This is a genomic window from Pseudomonas sp. SL4(2022) (assembly GCF_026625725.1).
In the GTDB taxonomy this organism is placed as follows: Bacteria; Pseudomonadota; Gammaproteobacteria; order Pseudomonadales; family Pseudomonadaceae; genus Aquipseudomonas.
Genome location: NZ_CP113060.1, coordinates 73,072 through 97,126, shown reverse-complemented (window position 1 = coordinate 97,126; position 24,055 = coordinate 73,072). Strand labels below are relative to the sequence as shown.

Below are 24,055 nucleotides of genomic sequence, written 5' to 3'. Positions count from 1 at the left end.
ATGCCTAGATGATTACTAACGAGATTTTTATCGCAATCGGCATGTTCACCGGCATTGTGCTGGCGTTGGTGCTGGTCATTCTTGCTGCGCGCGCCAAGCTGGTTTCCAGCGGTGACGTGAGCATCGAGATCAATGGCGAGAAGACCATTGTCGTGCCGGCTGGCGGCAAGTTGCTGCAGACCCTGGCGGCCAACAACATCTTCCTGTCGTCGGCCTGTGGTGGTGGCGGTACCTGCGCACAGTGCCGGTGTGTGGTGGAAAGCGGCGGTGGCGAAATGCTGCCGACCGAAGAAGCCGCATTCACCCGTCGTGAAGCCAAGGCTGGCTGGCGCCTGTCCTGCCAGACCCCGGTCAAGCAGGACATGAAGATCGACGTGCCGGAAGAAGTGTTCGGCGTGAAGAAGTGGGAATGCACGGTTGAGTCCAACCCCAACGTGGCCACCTTCATCAAGGAATTGACCCTGAAACTGCCGCCAGGCGAGAACGTTGACTTCCGCGCCGGTGGCTATGTGCAGCTGGAATGCCCACCGCACGAGGTGCATTACAAGGATTTCGACATTCAGCCGGAATATCGTGGCGACTGGGACAAGTTCAACCAGTGGAAGTACGTATCCAAGGTCGAGGAGACCGTGATCCGTGCCTACTCCATGGCCAACTACCCCGAAGAAGTCGGTCTGGTGAAGTTCAATATCCGTATCGCTTCGCCACCTCCGGGCAAGGACGACTTGCCGCCAGGCAAGATGTCTTCCTGGGTGTTCAGTCTCAAACCGGGTGACAAGGTCACCGTGTACGGGCCGTTTGGTGAGTTCTTCGCCAAGGACACCGATGCCGAGATGATCTTTATCGGCGGTGGTGCGGGTATGGCGCCAATGCGTTCGCACATCTTCGACCAGCTCAAACGCCTCAAGTCCAAGCGTAAGATCAGCTTCTGGTACGGTGCACGCTCCATGCGCGAGGCGTTCTACGCTGAAGAGTACGATCAGCTGCAAGCGGAAAACCCGAACTTCCAATGGCATCTGGCACTGTCCGATCCGCAGCCGGAAGATAACTGGAGCGGCCTCAAGGGCTTCATCCACAACGTGCTGTACGAGAACTACCTGAAGGACCACCCGGCTCCGGAAGAGTGTGAGTTCTACATGTGTGGCCCGCCCATGATGAACGCCGCTGTGATCAAGATGTTGGTCGAGCTGGGTGTGGAGGAGGAGAACATCCTGCTCGACGACTTCGGAGGCTGATCATGAACAATGCGGTACTACGGCCCGTTATCGCTGTCAGCCTGCTGGCAGCCCTAACGGGCTGCTGGTTTTCAGAGCGAATAGAAGAGTTCGGTGGCCCGACCATGGGGAGCACCTACTCGATCAAGTACGTGCGCAGTGACGGCGCTCCAAGCCTTGACCAGCTCAAACATGAAACCGATGCGATCCTCAGCGAAGTCGATCAGCAGATGTCGACCTACCGTGATGACTCGCTGATCGAACAGTTCAACCAGGCACCTGCAGGCACCTGCCAGACCATGCCAGCACCGGTGCTGGAGTTGGTCGAGGCCGGACGCATCCTCAATGAGCAGAGTCAGGGCGCGTTCGACCTGACCTTGGAGCCCTTGCTCAACCTCTGGGGGTTCGGTCCTCAAGGCCGCGCAGAGCAGGTGCCGACTGCCGAGCAGCTGGCCGCAGCGCGTGCCCGCACGGGGATGCAGTACCTGCGGCGTGACGGGCAGCAACTGTGCAAGGAAATCAACCTGCAGGTCGATTTCAATAGCATCGCTGCCGGCTATACCGTGGACCGGATCGCGCAGCGTCTGACTGAGCTGGGAGTCAAAAGTTACTTGGTTGAAGTCACGGGTGAACTCAAGGCCGCTGGTATCAAGCCGGATGGGCAGCCCTGGCGCATCGGCCTGGAAGCTCCGCAGGAAGGTGAGCGGGTGGCTCAGCGGATTCTGGCACTGGATGGCTACGGCATTTCCACTTCAGGTGATTACCGCAATTACTTCGAGGAGAATGGCCGGCGCTATTCGCACACCCTTGATCCGTTGACGGCCGCGCCGATCACCCACACCCTGGCAGCCGTCACGGTGGCCGATAAATCGACCCTGCGCGCTGATGGCTTGTCTACATTACTTATGGTGATGGGCACCGAGCGTGGCCTGGTATTTGCTGAACGTATGGGTATCGCCGCGTTTTTCGTGACCCGCGAAGGCGACGCCTTCGTCACACAGGGCACTCAGGCTTTCGAGCAGCTGTTTGCCGCAGGAGAAGAGCAATGACATTCGTGGTGGTTTTTCTGGTCATGGTGCTGGTCGTCGGCATGATGGCGGTGGGTGTGATCATGGGGCGCAAGCCGATTGCCGGTTCCTGCGGCGGCATCGCCAACCTGGGTATCGAGAAAGAATGCTCAATCTGTGGCGGTAGCCGCGAGAAATGCGAAGAAATCAACAGCGATCCGCAGGCCAAGGCAGAGTCCCTGGCGTACGACGCGACCAAACGCTAATCGCCCTGCGGCCGCCGAAGGGCTAGGCTTGCAGCTAAGAACCTGTTCACGATCTGCTGCGCGTCGGCGCTACTGCGTTAAAAACAAGCTCGGAATGCTCATTTACAGCTCGTAAACTCTGCTTCCTTGCTTGTTTTTGCCTTGTAACGCTCTAGCTCGCAAGATCGTGAGTGGCCTCTAACGCATTGATTGTCAGGCTGCGTGCGCAGCACTGGCCCTGCCGAGAGTACGGAACAAGTGCTCCGGTGTGATCTGAAGGAGTAAACATGGCGGTCTACAACTACGACGTGGTGGTGCTGGGTTCCGGCCCCGCGGGTGAAGGCGCGGCGATGAACGCAGCCAAGGCCGGGCGCAAGGTGGCCGTGGTCGACAGCCGCCGCGAAGTCGGCGGCAACTGCACCCACCTGGGCACCATTCCGTCCAAGGCGCTGCGCCACTCGGTGCGGCAGATCATGCAGTTCAACACCAACCCGATGTTCCGCCAGATCGGCGAGCCGCGCTGGTTTTCATTTCCCGATGTGCTGAAAAGCGCCGAGCGGGTGATTGCCAAGCAGGTGAGTTCGCGCACCGGCTACTACGCGCGTAACCGAATAGATGTGTTTTTCGGTACCGGCAGTTTCGCCGACGAGCGTACTGTTGAAGTGGTGTGCGCCAATGGTGTGGTGGAAAAGCTGGTGGCCAAGCAGATCGTTATCGCCACCGGTTCGCGCCCGTATCGCCCGGCTGATGTGGATTTTCGCCATCCGCGGATCTATGACAGTGACACCATCCTCAGCCTGACCCACACGCCGCGCCGCATCATCATTTATGGTGCCGGGGTTATCGGCTCCGAGTACGCCTCGATCTTCAGCGGTCTGGGGGTACTGGTCGACTTGATCGACAACCGTGATCAGCTGCTGAGCTTCCTTGATGCGGAAATCTCCGATGCGTTGAGTTACCACCTGCGCAACAACAACGTGCTGATTCGTCACAACGAAGAATACGAAAGCGTTGAAGGACTGGAGAACGGGGTGATCCTGCACCTCAAGTCCGGCAAGAAGATCAAGGCCGATGCCTTTCTCTGGTGCAACGGCCGTACCGGCAATACCGATCAGCTGGGGTTGGAGAATATCGGCATCAAGGTCAACAGTCGCGGCCAGATTGATGTCGACCAGAACTACCGCACCCCGGTGTCGAATATCTATGCCGCTGGTGATGTGATCGGCTGGCCGAGTTTGGCCAGTGCGGCTGCTGATCAGGGCCGTTCGGCGGCGGGCAGCATTGTCGACAATGGCAGCTGGCGTTTTGTTGATGATGTGCCGACCGGCATTTACACCATTCCGGAGATCAGCTCGATCGGCAAAACCGAGCGCGAGCTGACCCAGGCCAAGATCCCCTATGAAGTAGGCAAGGCGTTCTTCAAGGGCATGGCCCGTGCGCAGATTTCCCATGAGCCGGTGGGCATGCTGAAGCTTCTCTTCCATCGGGAAACCCTGGAAGTACTCGGCGTGCACTGCTTCGGTTACCAGGCCTCGGAGATTGTACATATCGGCCAGGCGATCATGAACCAGAAGGGGGAGGCCAATACCATCAAGTATTTCGTCAACACCACCTTCAACTACCCAACCATGGCGGAGGCCTATCGGGTGGCGGCGTTCGACGGCCTCAACCGGCTTTTTTGAGCGGCACCGGCCGGCAGCCTGAGCCGGTCGGGGAGGCAGGCTGGGTAGTGGCTTCCGAGTGGCACTGGCCGAATCGGGAGAGCTTCTAGCCTCTCAGGCGGCAGCAACGAAAAACCGGCCCATGGGCCGGTTTTTTCATGCGTGTGGGTGACACGGGGCTACCCGCTTAGCGTGGCCACTGCCAGGCCGGGGAAGTCAGTGATGATGCTGTCCACGCCGAAGTCCGCCAGGCGGCGCATCAATGCCGGTTCATTGACCGTCCATACCGAGACATGCAAGCCCGCTTTCTGGGCTTTGAGCAGGCGCTCCGGGGTGCATAGCGTCCAGTTCAGCGCGAGCAAATGGCAGCCGTAGTGCTTGGCCACCTTGAGCGGGTCGAGCCAGGCGTATTCGGCCACCAGCCCGCGCTGCAGGTGCGGCGTCAGGCGTTGCAGGGCGCTGAGGACTTCACGCGAGCTGGAGGTGACGGTGACCTTGTCGGTCAGGTTGTAGCGCTCAGCCAGCTCGGCAATAGCCTTAACCATGCGCGCCGAACGAACCTTTGAGGCGCTTTTGACTTCCAGCTGCCAGTGCTCGAAATCGCAGTGCTGGAACAGCTCCTCCAGACGCGGGATCGGGCAAGGCGTGACGGCACCGGGGCCACCTCTACGTGCGTCATAGGTCACCAGCTCGGCGGCGTCGTGCTCGACCACCTTGCCGCGGTGGCCGGTGGTGCGTTTGAGCGTTGGGTCGTGAATCACCATCAGCTCGCCATCGCGCGACAGGTGAAGATCCAGCTCGCAGCGGCGCACGCCATGCTGTAGGCACTGCTGGAAACTGGCCAGGGTGTTTTCCGGTGCTTCGCCTTTGGCACCGCGGTGTCCATAAATAACTGTCACTGTTGCTCCTTGTCTGGCAGGGCGGCGCCGGGCTGATGGTGGCGCACGCTGTTGATCACGTGTTTATGCTCGAAGTAGACGCTGAATTCGCGATAGTCCCAGCGGGTGATCGGTGGGTTGCCGACGCTGGGGTGCTCTTCGTCGGCGAGGCCGAATCGCTCCAACACGGCACGCTGTGATTCGCCAAGCTGCGGTACTTGCAGGTTGCTGGTCCCCTGCTGGCCGATGGGTATTTGCAGGCTATCGGCGTGGACGCTGACGGGCATGAGTACGGCGAGAAGCAAAAGCAGGCGGGGCATGATGGCTCGCTATCAGGATTGCAGAGGTTGCTCGCGTGCTTGGCGACGCTCCAGGGCCTGGCGCTGCAGGATATGTCGAGCAAGCAGCTGACGTTGGGCATCGGTCAAGGCTTCGAATTCCGCACCAATTTCAAATTGCTGCGAAGGGAGGCTGCTGCAGTGTACGACCTTGGCGCGCAGCAACAAGCCGAGGGCTTGCGGCATGAGCACCATCTTTACCGCCAAATGCGCGCCAATGACAACCGGCTGGGCATTGTTGAAGCTGACGCCGCCCTCGGACAGGCTGACCTTGCGTGGAGCACCGATGTCGCGCAGCAAGCTCTGCGCCACGGCCTGGCCGAGCAGGTCGATGCGTTTGTTCATGACCTTGAGGTAGCTGGCCAGGGTGCGGTCACGTTCGGTGATGTGTCGCAGCAGGTGCTGCGACTCGAAGTCCATCAAGTGCAGATCGCTGAGCAGGTTGAACAGCGGCGAGCTGTCGTGAAGCTCGTCACTGGCCAGGGCTTCAGCCCCGGAAAGCTGGGTGAATTCCAGTGCGATCGTATCGTCGATACGATAGTATTCGCGGCGATCATCTTCATCTTGAGTCGGCATGGCGAACCCATGGCAGCAGTAGTGGTCGAAGGACCTGTTCAAAGTCTTGCGAGCTAGCGGCATGCAAGGCGAAAAGTGGTTAGGAAGCGCTGTTTACGAATGTAAATGAGCATTCCGAGACAGTTTTCAACGTAGCAGGTCCGACGCGCAGCAGACTTTACCCTGGTTCAGAGTGTAAGGCTGCTCGCCAAGCCCCCACAAGGACGTTTCTTTTTCCCTCGAATCAGCCCCGACATGTTCAGACCTCTGTTCGTTTTTATCGGCACGCGCTACACGCGGGCCAAGCGTCGCAACCACTTCGTGTCCTTTATTTCCCTGACCTCGATGATCGGGCTGGCACTTGGCGTGCTGGTGATGATTCTGGTGCTGTCGGTGATGAACGGCTTCGACCATGAAATGCGTACCCGCGTGCTCGGTATGGTGCCGCACGCCACGGTCGAGAGCGCCACGCCGATCAAGGACTGGCGCAGCCTGGCCAACAAGGCGCAGCGCAATCCGCAGGTGTTGGCGGTTGCGCCCTTTAGCCAGATGCAGGGCCTGCTGACCAACGACGGCAAGGTGCAGAAAGTGCTGATCAATGCGGTCGATCCGCTTGAAGAAGCCAAGGTCTCGATCATCGGCAACTTCTTCAAGCTTGAAGACGGTGGCAAGGGTTCGCTGGATGCCCTTAAGCCCGGCGAGTTCGGCATGGTGCTGGGCGACAAGGCCGCCACTAAGCTCGGTGTTGGCTTGGGTGACAAGGTCACCTTTGTTGCCCCGGAAGTCACGGTGACGCCGGCCGGCATGTTTCCGCGCCTCAAGCGTTTTACTGTGGTTGGCATCTTCCATGTTGGCGCCGGCGAGATCGACGGCCACCTGGCCCTGACCCATGTTCAGGATCTGGCGCGTTTGCAGCGCTGGCAGGCCGATCAGGTGCAGGGTATTCGCCTGAAATTCGCTGACCTGTTCGAGGCTCCGCGCACTGCCTGGGCGCTGGCGCAAACTCTCGGCGAAGGTGATTACTATGCCCGCGATTGGACCCGTACCCACGGCAACCTGTACCAGGCGATCCGCATGGAGAAAGCGATGATTGGCCTGCTGCTGCTGCTGATCGTTGCGGTGGCCGCCTTCAACATCATCTCCACCCTGGTCATGGTGGTCACCGACAAGAAGGGCGATATCGCTATCCTGCGCACCCTGGGCGCGACGCCAAGGCAGATCATGGCGATCTTTATGGTTCAGGGCACGGTGATCGGCGTGTTCGGCACGGCGATTGGCGCGGTACTGGGCTGCCTTGCCGCCTTGAACATCAGCAGTGCGATTGCCGCTCTGGAAGGGCTGTTGGGGATCAAATTCCTCAATGCCGATGTGTATTTCATCGACTACCTGCCCTCGCAGCTGATGCTGGCGGACGTGCTGCTGGTCTGCGGTGCGGCATTGATTCTCAGTTTCTTCGCCACCCTGTATCCGGCCTGGCGTGCAGCGCGCACCCAGCCTGCGGAGGCTCTGCGTTATGAATGATCAGGTTATGAGTGATTCGGTTATGCAAGATCGTGCAGTGTTGAGTTGTCGCAACCTCGGTAAAAGCTATGACGAAGGTCCGCAATCGGTTGTAGTGCTGCAGGACCTGCAGCTGGAACTGCACCCTGGCGAGCGTGTGGCGATTGTCGGCAGTTCCGGGTCGGGCAAGAGTACCTTGCTCAATATGCTTGGTGGCCTGGATACGCCGAGCAGCGGCAGCGTCTGGCTGGCGGGCGAGGAATTGTCGGCGCTGAATGAAAAACAGCGCGGCCTGCTGCGTAACCGCGCGCTGGGTTTCGTTTACCAGTTCCACCACCTGCTGCCGGAATTCACCGCGCTGGAAAACGTGTGTATGCCATTGCTGATTGGCCGTACGCCGATCAGTGAGGCGCGTCAGCGTGCCACTGCGCTGCTGGAGCGTGTTGGCCTGGGCCATCGCCTGGCGCACAAGCCGTCTGAGCTGTCCGGTGGTGAGCGTCAGCGTGTGGCAATTGCCCGCGCTTTGGTCAATCAGCCGGGCCTGGTGCTGCTTGATGAGCCCACCGGCAACCTCGATCATCATACCGCGCAAGGCATTCAGGACCTGATGAAGGAGTTGAGCCGCTCCTCGCAGACCGCCTTTCTGGTGGTGACCCACGACATGGCGCTGGCCCAGCAGATGGACCGCATCCTGCGTCTGGAAGACGGCAAGCTGGTGGCCGCCTGATGTTTCGTCCGCTGAGTATCTTTATCGGTATCCGCTATACCGGGGCCAAGCGGCGCAACCACTTTATTTCCTTTATCTCGATGACTTCGATGATCGGCCTAGCCTTGGGTGTGTTGGCCATGATCGTGGTGTTGTCGGTGATGAACGGTTTCCAGAAGGAAATGAGCACGCGCATCCTCGGTATGGTGCCGCATGCCAGCATCGCCGGGGCGCAACCGCTGGATGATTGGCAGCAGGTTGCCGCCGCTGCGAAGAGCAACCCTCAGGTGGTCGCCGCTGTGCCGTTTGCCGAGCTGGAAGGCATGCTTTCGGTGCGTGGCGCGATGCAGCCGGTGCAGCTTCACGGTATCGATCCGGCGCTGGAGCCGCAGGTGTCGATTATCGACAAGCATATGCAGCAAGGCCGCCTGAGCGATTTGCGCGAAGGCGAGTTCGGTGTGGTGCTCGGTGAGATCACCGCGCGACGCTTCCAACTGCGGGTGGGCGATAAGCTGGCGTTGATTGTGCCGGAACTGAGCAGCGTACCGGGCGGCATCAGCCCACGCATGCAACGCCTCAACGTGGTCGGCATCTTCAAGGTCGGCGCCGAACTGGACAGCTCGTTAGCGTTAATCCACGTCGCCGATGCGGCACATATCCAGCGTATGCAGCCGGGCCAGGTGCAGAGCGTGCGCCTGAAGTTGAAAGACCTCTACCAGGCGCCGCAAGTGGCCGCGCAGATTGTCGGTGAGTTGGGCGCAGGTTACAGCTCTGCTGACTGGACCCTGACCCAGGGCAGCCTGTTCAGTGCGATGAAAATGGAAAAGACCATGATCGGGCTGTTGCTGCTGCTGATCGTCGCCGTGGCGGCGTTCAACATCATCGCCACCTTGATCATGGTGGTGGCGGACAAGGGCGCGGATATCGCCATCTTGCGTACCCTGGGTGCGACGCCGGGGCAGATCATGGGCATCTTTATGGTGCAAGGTACGGTGATCGGCGTGATCGGTACGCTGATTGGCGCGGTGCTGGGTATTTTTGCTGCGTTGAATGTCAGTCAACTTGTGGGCTGGATCGAGCGCCTGAGCGGTCAGCAGGTAATGAGCGCGGATGTGTATTTCATCAGTAACCTGCCGTCTGAGTTACTGCTGTCTGATGTTCTGCTGATCTGCGGCGCGGCCTTCAGCCTGAGCTTTCTGGCCACCGTCTACCCGTCCTGGCGAGCCGCGCAGATTCAGCCGGCCGATGCGCTGCGTTACGAATAAGCTACGCTGGCAGAAACCCCAAAGCCGTTACTGAGTAACGGCTTTTTTATGTCAGTGCTGAACGTCTTAGTGAGATTGGCGACGATTTTCCTGACGTTTGCGCCAACTGCGACGCACCCACCAGCGCCAGTAGGCCTGGGTGCCGAAATAGCCCATCAGGGCGAATAGCAAGCCCAGCGCAAGGGCACCGAGATAGAGCGGTTGCCAGTGGGTTTGCAGGACCTGGCCAATCCAGCTGAGGGTGATTTCATCGGGCATTTGCAGGGTTGGGGTGTTGATTAGCCAGGCGCCGAACTTGTAGCTGCAATAAAACACTGGCGGCATGGTAATCGGATTGGTCAGCCAGACCAGCCCGATGGATATTGGCAGGTTACCTCGGGCCGGAATGGCTACGGCTGCGGCCGCGATCATTTGCATCGGCATCGGAATCATTGCCCAGAACAGGCCGATGGCCATGGCGCGTGATACGGAATGGCGGTTGAGGTGCCAGAGATTGGGGTCGTGGATCAGATTACCAAGAAAGCGCAGTGATTTATTGGCCTTGATACTGTCCGGGTGGGGCATGTAGCGCTTGAATAGACGACGCGGCATGAAGGCTCTCTGGCGGGTAAACGCGCGAACATTATGCCCCCGTTGATGGCAGCCTGCTTTCACACTTTGTGACAGCAAATAAGCAAAGGCTGATCGATAGGTGAAACGCGGTATTCGACTCATGGAGCGAGTCTATGCGCACAGGAATTTTCGCGCTGGTAGCCGGGCTACTGGTGCTGCGCTTCCTTCCGGCTTTGCCACCCTTGTGGCTGCTGGCTGTTCTGCCGGTCGCCGGCTTGATGTTATTGCCATTTCGCAGTTATCCCGTTGCGTTGTTTCTATTTGCCTTCACTTGGGCATGTGTATCGGCGCAATGGGCGCTGGATGATCGTCTCGTGCAGCAAATGGATGCACGAACCCTATGGTTGCAGGGGCGGGTAGTTGGTCTGCCTCAATTAGGCGAGGGGGTGGTGCGCTTTGAATTGGAACAGGTGGTTTCCCGTCGTGACAAATTGCCCGCACGTTTGCGCCTGGCTTGGTATGACGGACCGGCTGTGCGTGCGGGTCAAACCTGGCGTCTGGCGGTACGGCTAAAGCGCCCCCATGGTTTGGTCAATCCTCAGTCGTTCGATTACGAGGCCTGGCTGCTGGCGCAGCGTATTGGTGGCACGGGTACCGTAAAAAGCGGCGAGTTGATCGCGCCAGCGAGTGGAACAGGGGCCTGGCGTGACCGTTTGCGTCAGCAGCTTTTAGCAACGCCTGCACATGGCCGCGAAGGCGCGTTGGCAGCGCTGGTGTTGGGTGACGATTCGGGGCTTTCGACAGCAGATTGGCAGGTGCTGCAGAACACCGGCACTGTGCACTTGATGGTGATCTCTGGCCAGCATATCGGTCTTTTGGCGGCGCTGTTATATGGCCTGGTTGCCGGCATGGCGCGTCTGGGATTCTGGCCGCGCAGCTGGCCCTGGCTGCCCTGTGCTTGTGCAGTGGCCTTGGCCGGCGCTTTGGCTTATGGGGGGTTGGCAGGTTTTGAGGTGCCGGTACAGCGTGCCTGCGTGATGATCGGTTTGGTGCTGCTCTGGCGCTGGCGTTTCCGCCATCTGGGCGTATGGTTGCCTGTATTACTGGCATTGCTTGCGGTGTTGCTGGGTGAGCCGTTGGCCAGTTTGCAGCCGGGTTTCTGGTTGTCTTTTGGCGCGGTGATGCTGCTGATCCTGACCTTCAGTGGTCGGCTGGGTGCCTGGCCCTGGTGGAACACCTTACTGCGTGCGCAGTGGGCCATGGCCATCGGCTTGTTGCCACTGCTGTTGGCCCTCGGTTTGCCTGTGAGTGCCAGTGCTCCTTTGGCCAACCTGGTAGCGGTTCCCGTGGTCGGATTACTGGTAGTGCCGCTGGCATTAATCGGCACGCTATTGCTGCCCTTGCCTGTGGTCGGTGCTGCACTGCTCTGGGTAGCAGGCTGGGTGCTCGATCTGCTGTTTGAGTTACTCACGCAGTTGGCCCTGTGGCTGCCGGCCTGGTTGCCGAGCGCCTTGCCATTCTGGGCCTGGCTGCTGGTGGTGCTGGGCGCGCTGGTGTTGCTATTGCCGGCCGCCTTGCCGATGCGCAGCCTGGGCGCATTACTGCTGCTGCCCTTGTTGTTCAGCCCGCAGCAGCGTCCTGAATACGGGCGGGCGGAGGTGTGGATGCTGGATGTCGGCCAGGGGCTGGCGGTGTTAGTGCGCACCCAGAAGCATGATTTGCTGTATGACGCTGGACCGCGATTTGGTGAGTTCGATACCGGTGAGCGGGTGGTGCTGCCTTCTCTACGGGCACTGGATGTGCGTGCTCTCGATGTGCTGCTGATCAGTCATGCCGATAACGATCACTCCGGTGGCGCTGCTGCAATCCGGCGCGGTTTACCCGTCAGGCAGGTACTTAGTGGTGAGCCGGATAAGCTGGAACCTGCGTGGCAGGCTGCAGCTTGTGTCAGTGGGCGGCAGTGGCAATGGGACGGGGTGCAACTCAGTACCTGGCGCTGGGAGAGTGCCAGCGATGGCAATCAGTCTTCCTGCGTGTTGCATATTGAAGCCAATGGCGAGCGTCTGTGGTTGGCCGGCGATATTGACGCTAACGCCGAACAGGCACTGCTCAGTAGTGGCCTGGAAATGCCGGCGCAGTGGCTGCTGGCGCCGCACCATGGCAGCCGCAGTTCATCCTCGGCGTCTTTCCTGGCAAAGGTCAGGCCTACAGCTGCGCTGATTTCCCGTGGTGCGCACAATGCTTTTGGCCATCCGCATGCTGAGGTTGTCGAGCGCTACCGGGCGCTGGATGCACAGCTGTATGACACCGCTGTGCACGGTGCGGTGCGGATTCGCCTGGGGGCGTTTGAGCCGGCGCAGGGTTTGCGTAACCATGCACGCTTTTGGCGGGAAAAATGAGAACGGCGGCGGTCGGCGAGGCCGCAGCCCTATGCTAGAGTGGCGCCACTTTTGTGAAGGGGATCTGCCACCGTGTGGGAACTGGTCAAAGCTGGCGGCTGGATGATGCTGCCAATCATTCTGTGTTCTATCGCTGCGGCCGGCATCATTGCCGAGCGCCTGTGGACGTTGCGGCCGAGCCGCATTACCCCACCCAACCTGCTGGGGCAGGTGTGGAAGTGGATCAAAGAGAAAAAACTCAATAATCAGAAGCTCAAGGAACTGCGCGCCAACTCGCCGTTGGGGCAAATCCTTGCGGCTGGCCTGGCCAACTCCAAGCATGGTCGCGAGATCATGAAAGAGTGCATTCAGGAAGCCGCCGCGCGGGTCATCCATGACCTGGAACGTTACCTCAATGCCCTGGGCACCATTGCCGGTATCGCGCCACTGCTGGGGCTGCTTGGTACGGTGCTGGGCATGATCGAAATTTTCAGTTCGTTCATGGGCACCGGTATGGCCAATGCATCCTCGCTGGCCGGCGGTATTTCCAAGGCGCTGATCACCACTGCGGCCGGCTTGATCGTGGCCATTCCTGCGTTGTTCTTCCACCGCTACTTGCAGCGCCGTGTCGATGAACTGGTGGTCGGCATGGAGCAGGAAGCCATCCGCTTGGTGGAAGTGGTGCAGGGTGACCGTGACGTCGATCTGGGCGAGGACAAGGCGTGAAATTCCGGCGTAAACCGCGGGAAAACGTCGAGATCAACCTGGCCTCGCTGATCGACGTGGTGTTTATCCTGCTGCTGTTCTTCGTGGTCACCACCACTTTTACCCGTGAGACCCAGCTCAAGGTTGATCTACCGGAGGCCGCCACTGGCACGCCACCTGAGCAGACTGAACTCAAGCAGCTGGAAATCCTGATTGCCGCTGACGGTAGCTACTCGCTGAATGCCAAGCAGTTGCTGAAAAGTGATCTGGAAAGCCTGATGGCTGCGCTGCAGAAGGAGTCGGAAGGCGATAACAGCCTTCCGCTGATCATCAGCGCCGATGCCAAGGCGCAGCATCAGGCGGTGATCACTGCCATGGATGCGGCCGGCAAGTTGGGTTTTGCCCATCTGCGTATGACCACTATCGAGGCGCAAGCTGCGCCTTGAGGGTTGCCCACTGATGAGCCTGTCCGCACGCCTTACTGCTGCCTGGTACGCCGGTCATCCGGCGCTGGGCCTGCTGCGTCCGCTGGAGTGGTTGTATCGCGCGGTGGTGCTGCGCAAGCGCGCACGTTTTCTGGCGGGTGAGGGTGAGATCTACCGTGCTCCCGTGCCGGTGGTGGTGGTCGGCAATATCACTGTCGGCGGCACCGGCAAGACCCCGATGATTCTCTGGCTGATCGAGCATTGCCGCCGTCAGGGGCTGCGCGTCGGCGTGGTCAGTCGCGGTTATGGCGCTCAGCCGCCGCAGCTGCCCTGGCGCGTGCAGGCTGATCAGGCTGCCAGCGTGGCCGGTGATGAGCCGCTGCTGATCGTGCAGCGTAGCGGCGTGCCGCTGATGATTGATCCTGATCGCAGTCGCGCGGTGGCTGCCTTGCTGGCGGCCGAGCCGCTGGACCTGATCCTCAGTGATGACGGCTTGCAGCACTACCGCCTGGCCCGAGATCTCGAACTGGTGCTGATCGATGCCGTGCGCGGCCTGGGCAATCGCCGTTGTCTGCCCGCAGGTCCGTTGCGTGAGCCGGTCGAGCGTCTCTTAAGCGTGGATGCACGGCTTTATAACGGCGCGAATGCGGACTCGTCGGATGGCTACGCCTTTACCTTGCAGCCACGCAATCTGATCAACCTGCGCAGTGGCGAAGTGCGTCCCTTGACGCATTTTCCTGCGGGTCAGGCGCTGCATGCCGTGGCCGGTATTGGCAATCCGCAGCGTTTCTTCAACACCCTCGAAGGGCTACACTGGCGGCCTGTCGCGCATGCCTTTGCCGACCACGCGCCGTACAGTGCCGAGTTGCTGAACTTCAGCCCGGCGCTACCGGTGCTGATGACGGAAAAGGATGCGGTCAAGTGCCGTGCCTTTGCGGCTGACGATTGGTGGTACCTGGCGGTGGATGCCGAGCCTTCGGCCGCGTTTGTCGCCTGGTTTGATCAGCAATTGCAGCGTCTTGTGCCGCGCGCCTGACTGTTCTGATCATTCGGCGGCCTCGTCCGCCTCAGCAGTTGCTTCCTATCAAGGATCTCCCATGGACCCGAAACTACTCGACATTCTCGCCTGCCCACTGTGCAAGGGCCCGCTGAAGCTTGCTGCTGACAAGAGTGAGCTGATCTGCAAGGCCGACGCACTGGCATTCCCGGTTCGCGATGGCATCCCCGTGATGCTGGAAACCGAAGCCCGCACCCTCAACGTCGACGAGCGTCTGGATAAGTAAATGAGCACTGCCTTTACCGTTGTGATTCCGGCACGCTTCGCTTCCAGCCGCCTGCCGGGCAAGCCGCTGCAGGATATTGCCGGCAAACCGATGATTCAGCATGTCTGGGAGCAGGCGTGCAAAAGCAGCGCCCAGCAGGTGGTAGTTGCCACCGACGATGCGCGTATTGTGGAGGCCTGTCAGGGCTTTGGTGCGCAGGTGGTGTTGACCCGTGTCGATCACAACTCAGGCACCGACCGCTTGGCTGAAGTGGCTACGGCTTTGGGCCTGGCGGCTGACGCCATCGTGGTCAACGTGCAGGGCGATGAGCCGCTGATTCCGCCGGCGATCATCGATCAGGTGGCCGCCAATCTGGCCGCCAATCCACAGGCCGCCATCGCCACCCTGGCCGAGCCGATTGAAGAGGTTCAGGCGCTGTTCAACCCCAATGTGGTCAAGGTGGTCAGCGACAAGACCGGCCTGGCTCTGACCTTCAGCCGCGCGCCGCTGGCCTGGGCGCGGGATGCCTTTGCCAAAAGCCGTGACGAGTTGCCGGCCGGCGTGCCGTACCGTCGTCACATCGGCATCTACGCCTACCGTGCGCAGTTTCTGCATGACTTCGTCGCCTGGGGCCCGTGCTGGCTGGAAGACACCGAGTGCCTGGAGCAGCTGCGCGCGCTCTGGCATGGCGTGCGTATCCATGTCGCCGATGCTCTGCAAGCGCCGCCTGCGGGTGTCGACACACCGGAAGACCTGGAGCGGGTTCGTCGCCTGCTGGGGGGCCTGATGCGCGTTCTGTTTGTCTGTTTGGGCAATATCTGCCGCTCGCCCACGGCCGAAGGTGTGTTGCGCCACAAGCTGCGTGAGGCTGGCTTAGCTGAGCATATTGAGGTTGATTCGGCCGGCACGGGTGACTGGCATGTAGGCAAAGCGGCGGATTTGCGCACGCGTCAGGCGGCGCAGCAGCGCGGCTATGACCTGTCTGCGTTGCGCGGCCGGCAGGTCAAGGCGGCGGATTTTCATGCTTTCGACCTGATTCTGGCGATGGATAACAGCAATCTGCGCGACCTGCAGCAGCTGCGTTCGGGCAATGATGCGGCCGAGCTGGATCTGTTTTTACGCCGTTATCAGCTGGGACTGGATGAAGTGCCGGATCCTTATTACGGCGGCGCAGCCGGTTTCGAGCAGGTGCTGGACCTGATCGAGCAGGCCTGTGATGCCTTGGTGCTCGAACTCAAGGGGCGCTTATGAGCGTGCAGGTGCGCACTCAGGTATCGCTGAAACCCTATAACAGCTTTGCCGTCGAGGCTCAGGCCAGGCATTTTGCCGAAGCCGAGAACGATCAGCAGGTGCGCGAAGCGCTGAGCTATGCGCAAGCGCGGCAGTTGCCGCTGTTATTGCTCGGGGGTGGCAGCAATCTGCTGCTCACCACTGACGTTGAGGCGCTGGTGCTGCGCATGGCCAGTCGTGGCATTCGCGTACTCAGCGATAACGGCGAGCGTGTGGTGATTGAGGCGGAGGCGGGGGAGCCCTGGCATCCATTTGTGCAGTGGACGCTGGCGCAAGGTTTTGCCGGTTTGGAAAACCTCAGCCTGATTCCTGGCACAGTGGGTGCGGCACCGGTACAAAATATTGGTGCCTACGGTGTTGAGCTAAAGGATCTGTTTGCCGGGTTGACTGCCCTGGATCGTTATAGCGGCGAGTTGTGTGAGTTTTCTCTGCAGGATTGCGCCTTTGCCTACCGCGATAGCCTTTTCAAACGAGAAAGCGGGCGCTGGGTCATCCTGCGGGTGCGCTTTGCCTTGAGTCGCACGGCAGCGTTGCATCTGGATTATGGTCCGGTGCGTCAGCGTCTGGCAGAGCAGGGGATCGGTGCTCCGACGGCGCTGGATGTCAGTCAGGCCATCTGTGCCATTCGCAGTGAAAAGCTGCCTGATCCTGCTGTGCTGGGCAATGCCGGAAGCTTCTTCAAGAACCCGTTGGTATCGAGTGAGCTGGCGCAACGCTTGCGTGCTGAGCATGCCGATCTGGTGGCGTATGCTCAGGCAGATGGACAGGCCAAGCTGGCCGCCGGCTGGTTGATCGAACGGGCGGGCTGGAAGGGCTTTCGTGAGGGTGATGCGGGCGTGCATCGTTTGCAGGCGCTGGTACTGGTGAATTACGGCGCAGCCACCGGGGCGCAACTGTTGGCACTGGCGCAGCGTATCCAGGCGGATATTGCCCAGCGTTTTGCGGTGGAGTTGGAGATTGAGCCAAACGTGCTGTAAGGCGTTTGGCGGCAGGCTGCGACCAGCGTATTGATCGCGCTGTAATAAAAGCCAGAACGCAAAAGGGGATGCCTAAGCATCCCCTTTTTATTGCCTGGCGGATCAGACCTGTGGTTTGACCGCTTCTTTATCCTGCTCGTCAGCTTCTACTTCAGTAAACAGTGAGCTTTGCGGCTCCTGGCTTACTTCTGCTTCTACGTGCGCGGCGGTTTCGGCCTTGGGCTCGACGGCTTCGATGCTCGCAGGTGCTTCGGCTGCAGTTTCAACGACGGCTTCTGCAGTCACTTCTACTACTGGTGCAGCCGCTTCAACCTGAACGGCGGCAGCTGGCGTTTCAGCTGCTTCGCGAGCCAGGCGCTCGGCTTCACGCTGACGGCGACGCACTTCGCGCGGATCGTTAGGCGCACGACCGTTGCTGGTCAGCGCGACGGCGGGCGCGGCTTCAGCGGCTACCACCTCAGCCACTGCAACTTCGGCAACCGGCTCTGGCGTTGCAACCACAGTTGGTGTTTCCAGCGCTTCTGGAGCTGGAGCAGGTGCTGATGCGCTTTCGCTGACTTCGGCGGCCTGTGCAGGTGTTTCGCTGGCCTCGAAAGTGGGGCTGGCTACTGCTTCTGCTGCTGTGGTTTCAACAACGGCCTGTGCTACTTCAACGGCAGTGGCTTCACGTGGCTGCTCTTGCTCGACAACCACCGGTGCGATTGCTGTGGTTGCTGGGGCGGCTTCGTCTGCGCCAGTCATAACCGCGGCGGTTACCGCTGCGGCGATGACTGCATTGTCGGCATCGGCCGAAGCCTCTGCGGTTTCTTCGTTGCCTTCGATTGGGTTGCCGTTGGCATCGTTCTGGCGTTCGCGACGATTGCTGCGACGACGCTGGCCACGCGAGCGACGGCGTGGGCGATCGCCACCTTCACTGTTGTCTTGGCCATCATCCAGTTGAGCGTCATCGGCGTTCAGCGCCTCTTCGTCAGTGGCGGCTGCAGCGTGTTCGGCACGCGGCTGACGCTCTTCACGCGGTGGGCGTGGCTGGCGCGGTTCACGTTGCGGGCGTTCGCTACGGGCTTCGTCGCTGGCGGTGGCGCTGTCGCCCTGAGCCGCATCAAGCGGCTCGCGCAGTTCGCGAGGTTGGCGCTCTTCACGCGGCTTGCGGTCGCGTGGCTGACGCTCTTCGCGCGGTGGGCGCGATTGGCGCACTTCCTGCGGTTCGCGAACTTCAACCAGCTCACGCGGGCTACGTTCTTCACGCGGTGCGCGCTCTTCACGGCCAGCACGCGGTGCACGCTCCTCACGAGGTGCGCGTTCTTCCCGCGGGCCACGGTCTTCACGCGGTGCGCGGTCTTCGCGTGGTTTGCGTTCGTCACTGCGGCCACCGCGGTTGCGATTCTGCTGACGGCCGTTGCGGCGCTCATCGCCACGCTGCGGACGCTCGTTGGTTTTCTTCTCGATGACGACAGGTTTTTCTTCTTCTTTGCTCGCGAACAAGCTGACCAGCGATTTAACCAAGCCTTTGAACAGGCTTGGTTCGGCCGCCGCGACCGGTTGTGCCGCAACGGCTTCAACCGGGGTCGGTGCGGTGCGCTGTGGTGCGGTCTTGATGGCTGCTTCCTGGCGAACCAGGGTGCGGGTAGCGGACGCTTGCTTCTCTTCTTCAGCTTCTGTCACGGCCATTTCATAGCTGGACTGGCCGGATTGAGCCTCCGGGCTGTCGTCGCGGATGCGCTGCACTTCAAAGTGCGGCGTTTCCAAGTGGTCGTTCGGGATGATGACGATGCGTGCGCGGGTGCGCAGTTCGGTCTTGGTGATCGAATTGCGTTTTTCGTTGAGCAGGAACGCAGCAACCGGAATTGGCACTTGCGCACGGACTTCGGCGGTGCGGTCTTTCAGCGCTTCTTCTTCGATCAGGCGCAGGATGGCCAGCGACAGTGATTCAACGTCACGGATGATGCCCTGACCGTTGCAGCGTGGGCAGACGATGCCGCTGGTTTCACCCAGGGACGGGCGCAGGCGTTGACGCGACATTTCCAGCAGCCCGAAGCGTGAAATGCGGCCCACTTGCACGCGGGCGCGATCAGCTTCCAGGCTTTCGCGGACTTTTTCTTCCACGGCGCGTTGGTTCTTCGCCGGGGTCATGTCGATAAAGTCGATGACGATCAGGCCGCCGATGTCGCGCAGGCGCAGTTGACGAGCGATTTCTTCAGCCGCTTCCAGGTTGGTCTGCAGGGCCGTTTCTTCAATGTCGCTGCCTTTGGTGGCGCGCGCCGAGTTGATGTCGATGGACACCAGGGCTTCGGTCGGGTCGATGACAATGGAACCGCCGGATGGCAGTTTCACTTCGCGCTGGAAAGCGGTTTCGATCTGGCTTTCGATCTGGAAACGGTTGAACAGCGGCACGCTGTCTTCGTACAGCTTGATCTTGCTGGCGTACTGCGGCATCACCTGGTTGATGAAACTCAGGGCTTCTTGCTGCGCTTCAATGCTGTCGACCAGCACTTCGCCGATGTCTTGGCGCAGGTAGTCGCGGATGGCGCGGATGATGACGTTGCTTTCCTGATAGATCAGGAAGGGTGCGGCGCGGTCTTGCGAGGCTTCTTTGATGGCGGTCCAGAGTTGCAGCAGGTAATCCAGGTCCCACTGCATTTCTTCGCTAGAGCGGCCAAGGCCTGCGGTGCGTACGATCAAGCCCATGTCGCTTGGCGCAACCAGGCCGTTCAGCGCTTCACGCAGTTCATTACGCTCTTCGCCTTCGATGCGGCGCGAGATGCCACCGGCACGCGGGTTGTTCGGCATCAGCACCAGGTAGCGGCCGGCGAGGCTGATAAAGGTGGTCAGGGCTGCGCCCTTGTTGCCACGCTCTTCTTTCTCGACCTGAACGATAACTTCCTGGCCTTCCTTGAGCACGTCTTTGATATTGACGCGGCCTTCTGGCGCCTTGCTGAAGTATTCGCGGGAGATTTCTTTGAGCGGGAGGAAACCGTGACGCTCAGAACCGAAATCGACGAAAGCGGCTTCGAGACTCGGCTCTACGCGGGTGATTTTACCCTTGTAGATGTTGGATTTTTTTTGCTCGCGCGCACCGGACTCAATGTCCAGGTCGTAGAGTTTTTGCCCATCTACGAGGGCAACACGCAACTCTTCGGGCTGAGTGGCGTTAATCAGCATTCTTTTCATGTAGTACCGTCGGTTTCCGGTGCTGGCGGAAGCGGCGTTCGGCACACACGACTTCAGGGGTCGGTGTCAGGTGCGTCAGGAACGGTCGTAAAGCGTTCCAGTGTCTAGCGGCGATCAGCCAATTGTGCTGGGCCGCGACGGACGTCTCCTGCTCGCTGTGATAACAGAAAGCACTAAGTTCAGGAGGAGGAATCAGCTGTTGGTAGCGGACGAGATAAGGCGTCTTGGTAAAGCGAGCAGCTACGCGGACCAACAGTTGTACATCTCCACCCTACACGTATCGCTGAAACTCGGGTGCCGCTCGCGAAAATCCGCAGCGGGTTAACTATTACCGCAACCGTCCAAAGGGGCTGGTTGCGCATCATGGCTTAAAGGCTTTATTTCCGAGTTATTCACAGCCTTGCAGGCTTTTCATTCGCTGAATAACCCGTCGGACGGCCTCACGTCCCGAATGGATTGCGTTGGTTGGGGATGGCAGTTTTGGCGATCATCCGCTAACCAGGCCGCTTTTGGCGGCTCTGCGACTATAGCAGCAATGATTAAGTGCTTCAATTCCATAAAAATTGTTATGATTGCGCGATGACTAATCCTTCCCCTCCAACCTCCGGCGTTCAGCTGCTCGAGGTTGCGCCGGAACTTGCCGGCCAACGCATTGATAATTTTCTCCGCACGCAGCTCAAGGGTGTGCCGAAAACGCTTATTTACCGGATCTTGCGCAAAGGCGAGGTGCGGGTAAACAAGGGGCGCATCAAGCCTGAGTACAAGTTGCAAGCCGGTGACATTGTGCGTGTGCCGCCGTTGCGGCTCGCTGAGCGCGATGAGCCTGAGCCCTTGGCGCAAGGGCTGTTGCAGCGCCTTGAGGCGGCGATAGTCTACGAAGACAAGGCGCTGATTGTGCTGAATAAGCCGGCCGGCATTGCCGTGCATGGTGGCAGTGGTCTGAATTACGGTGTCATTGAGGCCTTTCGTCAATTGCGTCCCGATGCCAAGGATCTGGAGTTGGTGCATCGTCTGGACCGTGATACGTCGGGTCTTCTGATGATTGCCAAAAAGCGCAGCATGCTGCGTCACCTGCACGAAGCCTTGCGTGGCGATGGCGTGGATAAGCGCTATATGGCGCTGGTTCGCGGTCATTGGGCGACGGCGAAAAAGCAGGTTAATGCGCCGCTGCTTAAGAGCAATCTGCGTTCCGGTGAGCGGATGGTTGAGGTCAATCCTGAAGGCAAGGAGGCTTTAACCGTATTCCGAGTGCTTCGGCGTTTTGGTGAGTTTGCCACGTTGATTGAAGCCAAACCGGTGACTGGGCGTACTCACCAGATCCGTGTGCATGCTCAGTACGCGGGGCACTCGATTGCCGGTGACAGCAAATACGGCGACGATGACTTCACCAAAGAGATTCGTGAGCTGGGCGGTAAGCGCCTGTTCCTGCACGCCTATGAATTGGTTGTGCCGCTGCCTGAAGGTGGCACGATCAAACTCGAAGCCCCTGTGGATGAGGTGTGGGCGAAGACCCTGGAGCGTCTGGGTGCGTGATTACCAGCTGCTGATTTTCGACTGGGATGGCACGCTGGTCGATTCGATTGGTCGGATTGTCACGGCCATGCACTTGGCTGCAGATGTATGCGGTCTTGCGCGCTGCACCGATGATCAGGTGCGCGGGATTATCGGTCTGGGTTTGCCGGAGGCGATTCGCAGCTTGTATCCGTTGCTGGATGATGTGGGTCTTGTTCAGCGTATGCGGCAAAGTTACAGCGAAAATTATCTGGCGCTCGAGTCCGAACCTTCGGCCTTGTTTCATGGTGTGGCGGAGGGGTTGCAGGCTTTTCGTGCTGAGGGTTATCGCTTGGCGGTGGCGACCGGTAAGGGGCGTCATGGTTTACAGCGTGTGTTGGCTGATCGTGGTTGGCTGGATTTTTTCGATTACAGTCGCTGTGCCGATGAAACAGCAAGTAAGCCTGATCCGTTGATGTTGCATGAGATTCTTGAGCAAAGCGGTGTGTCAGCGCATCAGGCGTTGATGGTGGGGGATTCGTCCTTTGATCTGTTGATGGCGCAGCGTGCGGGCATGGATTGTGTGGCCGTGGGTTATGGTGCGCAGTCGTTGCAGGCGTTGCGCGAGTGTCAGCCAACGTTGGCAATAGAATGTTTTACCGAATTGCGCGCCTGGCTGGGTCGGCGTGCGTCTAATTCAGTCAGTTGAGGTGGTTTTGCATGGCAGATGAATGGAAGGCGTCGGCAGCAGCGGCTGATGGCGACGGTAAAAGCTGGCAGTTGCTTGAAAAAACCCTGTTGGCTGGCGTGCAGGAACAGCGTCGTGCGCGGCGCTGGGGGATTTTCTTCAAGTTGTTGACCTTTATTTATATCTTCGGTGCGCTGGCGTTGTTCTCGCCCATGCTGGCGATGAAGAAGGGTGCGACCACTGGCAGCCATACTGCGGTGATTGAGGTGCGTGGCATGATTGCAGATCAAGAGTCTGCCAGTGCTGACAATATTGTCAGCAGTCTGCGCGCAGCCTTTGAGGACGCCAGCACCAAGGGTGTAATCCTGCGGATCAATAGCCCGGGTGGTAGTCCGGTGCAGTCGGGCTATATCTATGACGAGATTCGCCGCCTGCGCGCCGAATACCCGGCGATCAAGCTATATGCGGTGATTACCGACCTGGGTGCGTCGGGTGCCTATTACATCGCCAGTGCGGCGGATGAGATCTATGCCGACAAGGCCAGTCTGGTTGGCTCTATTGGTGTGACGGCGGCTACCTTCGGTTTTGTAGGCGTGATGGAGAAGTTGGGTGTCGATCGTCGCGTGTATACCTCCGGCGAGCACAAGGCGTTTCTCGATCCGTTTCAGCCGCAAAAGGCCGAAGAGACCAAATTCTGGCAGGGTGTGCTGGAAACCACCCATCGTCAGTTTATTGCCAGTGTTAAACAGGGGCGTGGTGAGCGCTTGAAGGATGCTGAGCATCCCGAGTTGTTCTCGGGCTTGGTCTGGTCGGGTGAGCAGGCTTTAAAGCTGGGGTTGGTCGATGCGTTGGGCAATACCAGCTATGTGGCGCGGGAAGTGATTGGCGAGAAGGAAGTCGTCGACTTCACGGTGCAGGAATCGCCTTTCGATCGTTTCGCGAAAACCCTGGGTGCCAGTATGGCTGAGCGCATTGCCTTGTGGATGGGGTTCCAGGGCCCGGCCTTGCGCTAGGGTTTAGGTCTGTTGCAAGCGGGCCCGGTCATTGATCGGGCTTGTTGCTTTAGGGGATATCGATACCGTTGGCTTGCAGCATGTCAACCAGGCGAATCAGTGGTAGGCCGATCAGGCTGTTGCTGTCGCTGCCTTCGGTGCTGCTGAATAGACTGATGCCCAGGCCTTCGGCTTTGAAGCTGCCGGCACAGTCGAAGGGTTGCTCGGTGCTCAGGTAGCGCACGATTTGCGCTTCGCTGAGTGGGCGGAAATGCACAGTGAATGGCACGCAGTCGGTTTGTTGTTGGCCGGTTGCGCTGTTGAGCAGGGAGAGCCCGGTCAAAAAGGTGACGCTATTGCCGCTGGCGGCCAGCAACTGCTCGCAAGCGCGTTCCAGGGTATGCGGCTTGCCGAGTATTTGTGAGCCGAGTACCGCCACCTGATCTGAACCGATGATCAGGTGTTGCGGATGTGTGCCGCTCAGGGCTTGGGCTTTTTCCTGTGACAGGCGGCGTACCAGGGCTTCGGCGCCTTCATTCGCGTGCTGTGTTTCGTTGATTTGCGGAGCGCTCCAAGTAAACGGTAGGCGCAGGCGGTTAAGCAGTTCGCGGCGATAGGGGGAGCTGGACGCTAGCACCAGAGGCAGCACGGCGTTTTCCTTCTTCTATATAGGTTTGCGGGCAGTGAGTGATTCTAGCCGTCGCTCCAGATGCTGGACAGGCCGAATTTCCTTTGACAGCGGCGGGTTGCATCCCTAA

Annotated in this window: 23 protein-coding genes and 1 pseudogene; 18 read left to right on the top strand and 6 right to left on the bottom strand. The window is 59.7% G+C overall.

Features of this window, described 5'->3' with window-relative positions; genetic code table 11:
- Positions 1–8: 8 nt before the first annotated feature.
- The 4 genes from nqrF to sthA all read left to right on the top strand — a co-directional run bounded on the left by nqrF (position 9) and on the right by sthA (position 4,148).
- Positions 9–1,235, top strand: a complete 1,227-nt coding sequence (gene nqrF / locus OU997_RS00520) for an NADH:ubiquinone reductase (Na(+)-transporting) subunit F (protein WP_267808532.1) — start codon at positions 9–11, stop codon at positions 1,233–1,235.
- A gap of 2 nt (positions 1,236–1,237) precedes the next feature.
- A complete protein-coding gene (locus OU997_RS00515) occupies positions 1,238–2,263 on the top strand; it encodes an FAD:protein FMN transferase (protein ID WP_108487871.1) in 1,026 nt (341 codons plus the stop codon).
- A complete protein-coding gene (gene nqrM, locus OU997_RS00510) occupies positions 2,260–2,487 on the top strand; it encodes a (Na+)-NQR maturation NqrM (protein WP_108487872.1) in 228 nt (75 codons plus the stop codon). The genes OU997_RS00515 and nqrM overlap by 4 nt, the downstream gene beginning before the upstream one ends.
- 266 nt (positions 2,488–2,753) lie before the next feature.
- Positions 2,754–4,148: a Si-specific NAD(P)(+) transhydrogenase gene (sthA, locus tag OU997_RS00505; protein WP_108487873.1), complete on the top strand. Its 1,395-nt coding sequence runs from the start codon at positions 2,754–2,756 to the stop codon at positions 4,146–4,148.
- A 158-nt stretch (positions 4,149–4,306) separates the two neighbouring features.
- On the opposite strand, the gene OU997_RS00500 is transcribed toward sthA, so the two are convergent.
- Genes OU997_RS00500 through OU997_RS00490 form a run of 3 tightly spaced genes read right to left on the bottom strand, consistent with a single transcriptional unit; the run spans position 4,307 to position 5,919 of the window.
- On the bottom strand, positions 4,307–5,026 hold the full coding sequence (locus OU997_RS00500; protein ID WP_108487874.1) for a glycerophosphodiester phosphodiesterase: 720 nt from the start codon (positions 5,024–5,026) through the stop codon (positions 4,307–4,309).
- Positions 5,023–5,325, bottom strand: coding sequence for a phosphodiesterase (locus tag OU997_RS00495; RefSeq protein ID WP_108487875.1), 303 nt, complete (start codon positions 5,323–5,325; stop codon positions 5,023–5,025). Before OU997_RS00495 ends, OU997_RS00500 begins: the two co-directional genes overlap by 4 nt.
- Positions 5,326–5,337: 12 nt before the next feature.
- Positions 5,338–5,919, bottom strand: coding sequence for a PilZ domain-containing protein (locus OU997_RS00490; RefSeq protein ID WP_108487876.1), 582 nt, complete (start codon positions 5,917–5,919; stop codon positions 5,338–5,340).
- 234 nt (positions 5,920–6,153) lie between these two features.
- On the opposite strand from OU997_RS00490, the gene OU997_RS00485 reads away from it, so the two are divergent.
- The 3 genes from OU997_RS00485 to OU997_RS00475 are packed head-to-tail and all read left to right on the top strand — an operon-like array spanning position 6,154 to position 9,369.
- Positions 6,154–7,419 carry a lipoprotein-releasing ABC transporter permease subunit gene (locus OU997_RS00485; protein ID WP_108487877.1) on the top strand — a complete coding sequence of 422 codons (1,266 nt, stop codon included), beginning with the start codon at positions 6,154–6,156 and terminating at the stop codon, positions 7,417–7,419.
- 22 nt (positions 7,420–7,441) lie between these two features.
- Entirely contained in the window at positions 7,442–8,125 is a 684-nt protein-coding gene (gene lolD / locus OU997_RS00480; protein ID WP_267809842.1) for a lipoprotein-releasing ABC transporter ATP-binding protein LolD, read from the top strand.
- Entirely contained in the window at positions 8,125–9,369 is a 1,245-nt protein-coding gene (locus OU997_RS00475) for a lipoprotein-releasing ABC transporter permease subunit (RefSeq protein WP_267808531.1), read from the top strand. Before lolD ends, OU997_RS00475 begins: the two co-directional genes overlap by 1 nt.
- 66 nt (positions 9,370–9,435) lie before the next feature.
- Here OU997_RS00475 and OU997_RS00470 read toward each other — a convergent pair whose 3' ends face one another.
- Positions 9,436–9,960: a DUF2062 domain-containing protein gene (locus OU997_RS00470; protein WP_108487880.1), complete on the bottom strand. Its 525-nt coding sequence runs from the start codon at positions 9,958–9,960 to the stop codon at positions 9,436–9,438.
- A gap of 134 nt (positions 9,961–10,094) precedes the next feature.
- On the opposite strand from OU997_RS00470, the gene OU997_RS00465 reads away from it, so the two are divergent.
- From OU997_RS00465 to murB, 8 genes and pseudogenes are all read left to right on the top strand, one after another.
- Positions 10,095–12,320, top strand: coding sequence for a DNA internalization-related competence protein ComEC/Rec2 (locus OU997_RS00465; protein ID WP_267808530.1), 2,226 nt, complete (start codon positions 10,095–10,097; stop codon positions 12,318–12,320).
- Positions 12,321–12,392: 72 nt separating this feature from the next.
- Entirely contained in the window at positions 12,393–13,025 is a 633-nt protein-coding gene (locus OU997_RS00460; RefSeq protein ID WP_108487881.1) for a MotA/TolQ/ExbB proton channel family protein, read from the top strand.
- On the top strand, positions 13,022–13,450 hold the full coding sequence (locus OU997_RS00455; RefSeq protein ID WP_090248015.1) for an ExbD/TolR family protein: 429 nt from the start codon (positions 13,022–13,024) through the stop codon (positions 13,448–13,450). Before OU997_RS00460 ends, OU997_RS00455 begins: the two co-directional genes overlap by 4 nt.
- A gap of 13 nt (positions 13,451–13,463) precedes the next feature.
- A complete protein-coding gene (gene lpxK / locus OU997_RS00450) occupies positions 13,464–14,465 on the top strand; it encodes a tetraacyldisaccharide 4'-kinase (protein WP_267808527.1) in 1,002 nt (333 codons plus the stop codon).
- 61 nt (positions 14,466–14,526) lie between these two features.
- Positions 14,527–14,712 carry a Trm112 family protein gene (locus OU997_RS00445; protein WP_090387286.1) on the top strand — a complete coding sequence of 62 codons (186 nt, stop codon included), beginning with the start codon at positions 14,527–14,529 and terminating at the stop codon, positions 14,710–14,712.
- Positions 14,713–15,474 (top strand): annotated as a pseudogene (kdsB, locus tag OU997_RS00440) (3-deoxy-manno-octulosonate cytidylyltransferase); the annotation flags it as partial.
- 3 nt (positions 15,475–15,477) lie between these two features.
- Positions 15,478–15,942 (top strand): low molecular weight protein-tyrosine-phosphatase, encoded by a 465-nt coding sequence (locus tag OU997_RS00435; protein ID WP_267809841.1) that lies wholly within the window; start codon positions 15,478–15,480, stop codon positions 15,940–15,942.
- Positions 15,939–16,958: a UDP-N-acetylmuramate dehydrogenase gene (gene murB, locus OU997_RS00430; RefSeq protein WP_267808523.1), complete on the top strand. Its 1,020-nt coding sequence runs from the start codon at positions 15,939–15,941 to the stop codon at positions 16,956–16,958. Before OU997_RS00435 ends, murB begins: the two co-directional genes overlap by 4 nt.
- A 102-nt stretch (positions 16,959–17,060) precedes the next feature.
- On the opposite strand, the gene rne is transcribed toward murB, so the two are convergent.
- Positions 17,061–20,126, bottom strand: coding sequence for a ribonuclease E (rne, locus tag OU997_RS00425; protein WP_267808521.1), 3,066 nt, complete (start codon positions 20,124–20,126; stop codon positions 17,061–17,063).
- 579 nt (positions 20,127–20,705) lie between these two features.
- On the opposite strand from rne, the gene rluC reads away from it, so the two are divergent.
- Genes rluC through sppA form a run of 3 tightly spaced genes read left to right on the top strand, consistent with a single transcriptional unit; the run spans position 20,706 to position 23,318 of the window.
- Positions 20,706–21,659 carry a 23S rRNA pseudouridine(955/2504/2580) synthase RluC gene (gene rluC, locus OU997_RS00420; protein ID WP_108486334.1) on the top strand — a complete coding sequence of 318 codons (954 nt, stop codon included), beginning with the start codon at positions 20,706–20,708 and terminating at the stop codon, positions 21,657–21,659.
- Entirely contained in the window at positions 21,652–22,326 is a 675-nt protein-coding gene (locus OU997_RS00415; protein ID WP_267808519.1) for an HAD-IA family hydrolase, read from the top strand. Before rluC ends, OU997_RS00415 begins: the two co-directional genes overlap by 8 nt.
- Before the next feature lie 11 nt (positions 22,327–22,337).
- Positions 22,338–23,318 carry a signal peptide peptidase SppA gene (sppA, locus tag OU997_RS00410; RefSeq protein ID WP_108486332.1) on the top strand — a complete coding sequence of 327 codons (981 nt, stop codon included), beginning with the start codon at positions 22,338–22,340 and terminating at the stop codon, positions 23,316–23,318.
- 49 nt (positions 23,319–23,367) lie between these two features.
- Here sppA and OU997_RS00405 read toward each other — a convergent pair whose 3' ends face one another.
- Entirely contained in the window at positions 23,368–23,946 is a 579-nt protein-coding gene (locus OU997_RS00405) for a Maf family protein (RefSeq protein ID WP_108486331.1), read from the bottom strand.
- Between the last annotated feature and the right edge of the window lie 109 nt (positions 23,947–24,055).

What these genes read in the sequence shown, in the direction of transcription:
- OU997_RS00465 (WP_267808530.1), top strand. Translation starts at nt 10,095, where the DNA reads ATGCGCACAGGAATTTTCGCGCTGGTAGCCGGGCTACTGGTGCTGCGC.
- murB (WP_267808523.1), top strand. Translation starts at nt 15,939, where the DNA reads ATGAGCGTGCAGGTGCGCACTCAGGTATCGCTGAAACCCTATAACAGC.
- lolD (WP_267809842.1), top strand. Translation starts at nt 7,442, where the DNA reads ATGCAAGATCGTGCAGTGTTGAGTTGTCGCAACCTCGGTAAAAGCTAT.
- OU997_RS00485 (WP_108487877.1), top strand. Translation starts at nt 6,154, where the DNA reads ATGTTCAGACCTCTGTTCGTTTTTATCGGCACGCGCTACACGCGGGCC.
- OU997_RS00495 (WP_108487875.1), bottom strand. Translation starts at nt 5,325, where the DNA reads ATGCCCCGCCTGCTTTTGCTTCTCGCCGTACTCATGCCCGTCAGCGTC.
- OU997_RS00490 (WP_108487876.1), bottom strand. Translation starts at nt 5,919, where the DNA reads ATGCCGACTCAAGATGAAGATGATCGCCGCGAATACTATCGTATCGAC.
- OU997_RS00445 (WP_090387286.1), top strand. Translation starts at nt 14,527, where the DNA reads ATGGACCCGAAACTACTCGACATTCTCGCCTGCCCACTGTGCAAGGGC.
- sppA (WP_108486332.1), top strand. Translation starts at nt 22,338, where the DNA reads ATGGCAGATGAATGGAAGGCGTCGGCAGCAGCGGCTGATGGCGACGGT.
- lpxK (WP_267808527.1), top strand. Translation starts at nt 13,464, where the DNA reads ATGAGCCTGTCCGCACGCCTTACTGCTGCCTGGTACGCCGGTCATCCG.
- OU997_RS00515 (WP_108487871.1), top strand. Translation starts at nt 1,238, where the DNA reads ATGAACAATGCGGTACTACGGCCCGTTATCGCTGTCAGCCTGCTGGCA.
- rne (WP_267808521.1), bottom strand. Translation starts at nt 20,126, where the DNA reads ATGAAAAGAATGCTGATTAACGCCACTCAGCCCGAAGAGTTGCGTGTT.
- nqrF (WP_267808532.1), top strand. Translation starts at nt 9, where the DNA reads ATGATTACTAACGAGATTTTTATCGCAATCGGCATGTTCACCGGCATT.
- OU997_RS00475 (WP_267808531.1), top strand. Translation starts at nt 8,125, where the DNA reads ATGTTTCGTCCGCTGAGTATCTTTATCGGTATCCGCTATACCGGGGCC.
- nqrM (WP_108487872.1), top strand. Translation starts at nt 2,260, where the DNA reads ATGACATTCGTGGTGGTTTTTCTGGTCATGGTGCTGGTCGTCGGCATG.
- rluC (WP_108486334.1), top strand. Translation starts at nt 20,706, where the DNA reads ATGACTAATCCTTCCCCTCCAACCTCCGGCGTTCAGCTGCTCGAGGTT.
- OU997_RS00435 (WP_267809841.1), top strand. Translation starts at nt 15,478, where the DNA reads ATGCGCGTTCTGTTTGTCTGTTTGGGCAATATCTGCCGCTCGCCCACG.
- sthA (WP_108487873.1), top strand. Translation starts at nt 2,754, where the DNA reads ATGGCGGTCTACAACTACGACGTGGTGGTGCTGGGTTCCGGCCCCGCG.
- OU997_RS00470 (WP_108487880.1), bottom strand. Translation starts at nt 9,960, where the DNA reads ATGCCGCGTCGTCTATTCAAGCGCTACATGCCCCACCCGGACAGTATC.